This is a genomic window from Flavobacterium agri, from assembly GCF_013401995.1.
Taxonomy (GTDB): domain Bacteria; phylum Bacteroidota; class Bacteroidia; order Flavobacteriales; family Flavobacteriaceae; genus Flavobacterium; species Flavobacterium agri.
In genome coordinates this window covers 1-5,734 of record NZ_JACBJI010000015.1, presented here as the reverse complement: position 1 = coordinate 5,734, position 5,734 = coordinate 1, and the positions used below count along the sequence as shown (strand labels likewise).

The following is a 5,734-nucleotide window of genomic DNA, read 5'->3' as shown; positions in this document are numbered from 1 at the left end:
GGGGAGAGCGAGCCTAAGGTGCAGTGCGAGCCGTGCAGCGAGGAGCAGCACGCCCAGAACAGGCGAAGCGAGTTCCTGATCGTGAAGCAGTAAAGAAAACCTTACGCGTACCTTACGCATCCATAATGCACAAAACCCCGGACAGAAACGTCCGGGGTTTTTTATTCGGTGATTGTCAGATTGTTGAAAAATGTACGGAATCCGATAAAAAAAGAAAATAATATTTATCAAAATCGGCTATTAGTTAAAAATACCAATTTGATAACATCTTACATATTTTTTGTTAAATTTGGAATCCTTTAAACTAAAAATTTTATTAACAACCAAAATTCAACTCCATGAAAAAAATTACTTTGCTGTTTTTCATGTTGCTCTCTGGTTTTCTAGGTCATTCCCAGCTCGTAGAAAACTTCGATGATGCATCTGTAGCAGTTCCCGTCACTCCGGGACCATGGGTGCTTCCAAGCGGGACTTGGCAGATTTACGATAATGGTGTCGGAAACCTCAATTGGACATTGAGCTCGACATCGGTTTATCCTGCTAATACCAATCCGCAGGCAGCATACATTAACCGCCAGAATATCGGAAGCGGTAACACCTCCCAGGATTATTTGGTGTCACCTTTGATTACCGTGCCTGCAAACCCGCAACTCCTTTTTAATACAAGGACGACGCTTGCCGGTTTTCAAAATACGGTATACGAAGTACGGGCGGCACTTGGGACTTCAAACCCATTAGACCCAGCATCGTTCACGATTGTTTTAGGAACATGGAACGATGATTTGATCAACACGGTCAACTTTGATCAATACGAAGAAAAAACGATCAATATTCCAGCGTCGGTAGGCGCAAGTATGTACTTGGCTTTCGTAAAAGTGACGACCCAATCAACAGGTGCACAAACGGGAGACCGTTGGCTCGTTGACGACATCCGACTCATCGAAAAATGTCAGGATGCCGACGTCGCCACTTTGACCGCGACTACCTTGGCAACCAGTGCCACCCTTACTTGGGATGGAACCGGAAACAACCAATGGGCAGTGCATGTTTTGCCGCAAGGGACACCTTTCGACCCTACGGTAGGCACACCTATTATCGTGAACGGGACACCTACCGTTACCGTTAACCAAACTACTCAGCCGACAGCGGCTCCATTGACACCGCTGACTGGATATGTTTATTATGTACAATCTGTCTGTGAATATTCTACAGGCGCATGGGTTGGACCAAGCAGTACTTTCACGACTCAAGCACTTCCGCCGGAATGCGGTGGAAACTTTGTAGATCCGGGAGGAGTTTCATCTAACTATGCGGCTAACTCGAACTCTACCATCACCATCTGTCCGACTACGCCAGGTGATTTGGTAACGGTTACTTTTACCGCTTTCCAAACCGAAACGAATTTTGATGCATTGTATGTATTTGACGGGGATTCAACATCCGATCCGCAAATCGCTTCTACAAACCCTGCGGCTAACGTTCCCGGAGGTTTGGCAGGAGGATATTGGGGAAATACGATTCCTGGTCCGTTTACATCTTCTAGTGCCGATGGCTGTTTGACATTTAACTTCCGCAGCGACGGAAGTGTTCAGCAAGCGGGATGGCAAGCAAACGTAACCTGCGGACCTCCGCCGGCATGTCCTAAACCGACTGCAGTTACGGCAACTTCACCTACGGCATCTTCTGTAGTAGTGACTTGGACAAATGTCGGACCTGGTACAGCTTGGCAAGTAATCGCTTTGCCTTGCGGATCTCCTGCGCCGACTGCAGCCACTACTGGTTGGTTGCCTGCAACAAGTCCATTCACGTACCCAGGGTTGAACTCTTCGACCTGTTATAATTTCTACGTAAGAGCAGATTGTAGCTCTACGTCAAACGGTTTGAGCGACTGGAGCAACGTAGCTTCTGCAACGACTTTGATCGCGCCTCCCGTTTGTGGTGGAACTTTCGTTGATGCAGGCGGAGCCAATAACTATGCGCCGAACTCGAACGTGACTTGGATCATCTGTCCTACGACTCCTGGTGATATGGTAACCGTAACGTTCACGTCTTATCAAACAGAAACCAACTGGGATGCGTTGTACGTATTTGACGGAAACTCTACGTCTGCACCTCAAATCGCTTCGAACAACCCGGCCGCTAACGTGCCTGGCGGTTTGCCTGGCGGATATTGGGGAAATACACTGCCTGGCCCATTTGAAGCGACAAACCCTGACGGATGTTTGACATTCAACTTCCGCAGTGACGGTAGCGTGCAGCAAGCGGGATGGGTAGCCAACGTAACGTGTGCGCCACCACCGGCATGTCCTAAACCAACAGGATTCACGGCTACGAACCCAACTTCTGAAACGGTAGTATTGACATGGACGAACGTAGGACCTGGAACAGCTTGGCAAGCAATCGCGCTTCCTTGCGGATCTCCGGCTCCAACAGCAGCGACTACAGGATGGTTGCCGGCTACGAGCCCGTTCACTTATCCTGACTTGAACTCTTCTACTTGTTATGATTTCTACGTAAGAGCTGATTGTAGCTCAACCGATAACGGAGTCAGCCTTTGGACAGGACCTGCTTCGGCTACGACTTTGGTTGCTCCACCTGAGTGCGGTGGCATCTTCGTTGACGAAGGCGGACCTGCCAACTATCCGGCGGCTTCGAACACAATTTGGACGGTTTGTCCCGATAACCCGGGCGATATCGTAACCGTTGTCTTTACAGCTTTCCAAACGGAAACCAACTGGGATGCTTTGTATGTGTTTGACGGAGATTCTACATCAGACCCTCAAATCGCTTCAACTAACCCTGCGGCTAACGTGCCAGGTGGTTTGCCAGGAGGTTTCTGGGGTAATACGATTCCTGGTCCGTTCGAATCTTCGAGCAGCGACGGATGTCTTACTTTCTGGTTCCGCAGCGACGGCAGCGTCCAACAGCAAGGATGGACGGCGAACGTGATTTGTAATCCGCCGCCAACATGTCCTAAACCTAACGATTTGACGGCTAACACGATTACGACCACTTCTGCTAACCTGACGTGGAATCAGCCGGCGAACCAAGAAGGTTTTATCGCTTCTAACTGGGAAATCCTAGTATTGCCACAAGGTTCTCCTATTCCGACAACACCTGGTATTCCGACAGGAACACCATACGTGGCGACAGGACTTCAACCGGCTACATGTTATTCGTATTATGTACGGGCTATTTGTTCGGATACCGATTCAAGTGCTTGGGCAGGACCGTTCAATTTCTGTACGACTCCAATCAACGACAACTGTTCGAATGCGATTATAGCTCCAGTTAACCAAAACCTTGAGTGCGCCCAAATCCTTAACGGATCTATCGCGGGTGCGACTCCATCGGGTCAAGTTTCTACTTGTGGTGGTACTACAGCAGTTGATGTTTGGTACCAATTCACCGCAACAGCCGATACACACGTAATTTCACTTTCTAACATTACGCCGAACATCGGTTTGAACTTTGCGATTTTCCAAGGTGATGAATGCGGCGCGTTGACACAAGTGGAATGTTCGAACGGCATCAGTTCTATTGCAGATTCACTTATTCCAGGAGAGCATTACTATATCCAAGTGATGTCGACTGTCGCTCAACCGACATCTACATTCAATTTGTGTATCGGAACGGTTCCTTGTATCGAGGCACAGCCTTTCTGTTCAACTCAACCGGTGACGTATGCTAACGCTACGAACGTTCCGAGTTTGGGTCAGATCGGATGTTTGTTCACGACACCAAACCCTGCGTTCTTCTTCCTTCAAGTAAACCAGGCAGGACCGCTTAACTACTTGCTTACACAGAGTACAACTCCTGGAGGCGCACCTAACCTTGACGTTGACTACGTAGTTTGGGGTCCATTCCCAGATAACGCAACGGCTTGTGCCGCTATTCCTGCGAACCCGCTTCCTCAGGGAACTTGCCCGAACCTACACGCTTGTAGTTATTCGGCAGCACCTACAGAAACTATGTGTTTGCCTAACGCACAGCTTTGCGAAGTATACGTGGTTATGATCACCAACTTCGCCAACCAGCCAGGTTTCGTGACATTTACACAAACGAACGCTTCCGGTCCTGGTTCAGGTCAAACAGAATGTATCGTAAACACGACATTCAACTACGACCAATTGGCGTACTGTCAAAACGACGACGACCCAACACCAACATTGGTACCGGGCGCTGTTGCTGGGGCAGTTTATTCGTCTACACCAGGTTTGGTAATCGATCCGGCTACCGGAACTATCGATTTGTCAGCTAGTACTCCTGGAACATATGTGGTAACAAGTACTTACTCATTGACGGGTGAGGTTACTTGTACAAACTTCGAGAACGTAATCCGTACAAGAACGGTTATCATCACACCTGTACCGGATGCTGCCATCACTTATGCACAACCTGCTACGTTCTGCGTTAGCTCACCGGTTCAAACCGTGACGTTGACAGGAACTACCGGAGGAAGCTATTCCGTGACTCCTGCTGGATTGTTCATCGATGCCATCAACGGAACGATTGTGCCTAATGCAAGTACACCGGGTGTTTACACTGTAACGTACACGATTGCCGCTTCTGGCGGATGTGACGCGTTCACGACGACTACCCAGGTTGAGATTTTGCCGGCTCCGAACGTAACGGCTCCTGCTTCTGCCGCATATTGCGACGAGTACGTGTTGCCAGTTTTGACCACAGGCGCTTATTATGCACAGGCAGGTGGTTTGGGTGATCCTGTTACGGGAACTATCACCGAAACGCAAACCCTTTATGTATATGCAACGAATGGTGTTTGTAGCGATGAAGAAAGTTTCACGATTACGATCAACCATACTCCAGACTTGAGCGGTATACCTACCGAAGTAAACGGATGTGAGAATTATATTGTTCCTACGCCAGTCATAGGGCATTATTATGATGCTACTGGTGGAGCAGGAAATGTTGTAGACGGAACGACTATCAGTTCTCCTACTATCATCTATTTGTATGCAGCTGAGGGAACTTGTTCTTCAGAAGTAGCTGTCACTGTCAACATCGGAAACATCGTTGCTGATGAATTGCAGGATGCTACGGCATGCGATTGCTTCACACTTCCTGCGCTTTCGCCGAATAACAACTATTACACTGGTCCTGGCGGAACGGGAACGCAGATTGCTGCGGGTACATGTATCACGACGACCCAAACCATCTATATCTGGGCTTCTCTAGGAAATTGTACCGATGAGAGCGAGTTCTTGGTTACGGTTAACGCAACGCCTAACGTGGGGAACTTCCAGAACGTGGTGGCATGCGACAGCTATACGTTGCCGACTTTGACTACAGGCGCGTACTATTCAGATGCAGGAGGAGTGACTCCGATCACGAATACTACTCTTGGAGAAGGTACTTATACTATTTATGTCTACGCTTCAACAGGAACAGCTCCGAATGCTTGTACAGATGAGGCCAGCTTTACCGTTGCGGTAACGGCATCGCCGGTAGCACAACAATTCCCAAGCGTGAATTTGTGTCAAGGTGCTTGTCATACGCTTCCTGCACTTGATGCCGGTAGCCAATATTGGACAGGTCCTGGGGCAACAGGAACTCAGCTTAATGCAGGCGATTGTATTTCTCAAACGACTACAATCTACGTTCATGCAGTTTCTGCCAATAACTCCCAGTGTACAGACGAGTCGAGTTTCACGGTTACGATCACGGATTCTCCGGAGTTCACCTTGGCTGGCGGCTGCCAGGGCAACGCGTA

Annotated in this window: 1 protein-coding gene; it reads left to right on the top strand. The window is 48.8% G+C overall.

Annotated features, from left to right (window positions below):
• Window positions 1–338 precede the first annotated feature (338 nt).
• Window positions 339–5,734: fibronectin type III domain-containing protein (locus HZF10_RS17595; protein ID WP_176007555.1), on the top strand; the 5,396-nt coding region annotated here is incomplete at its 3' end.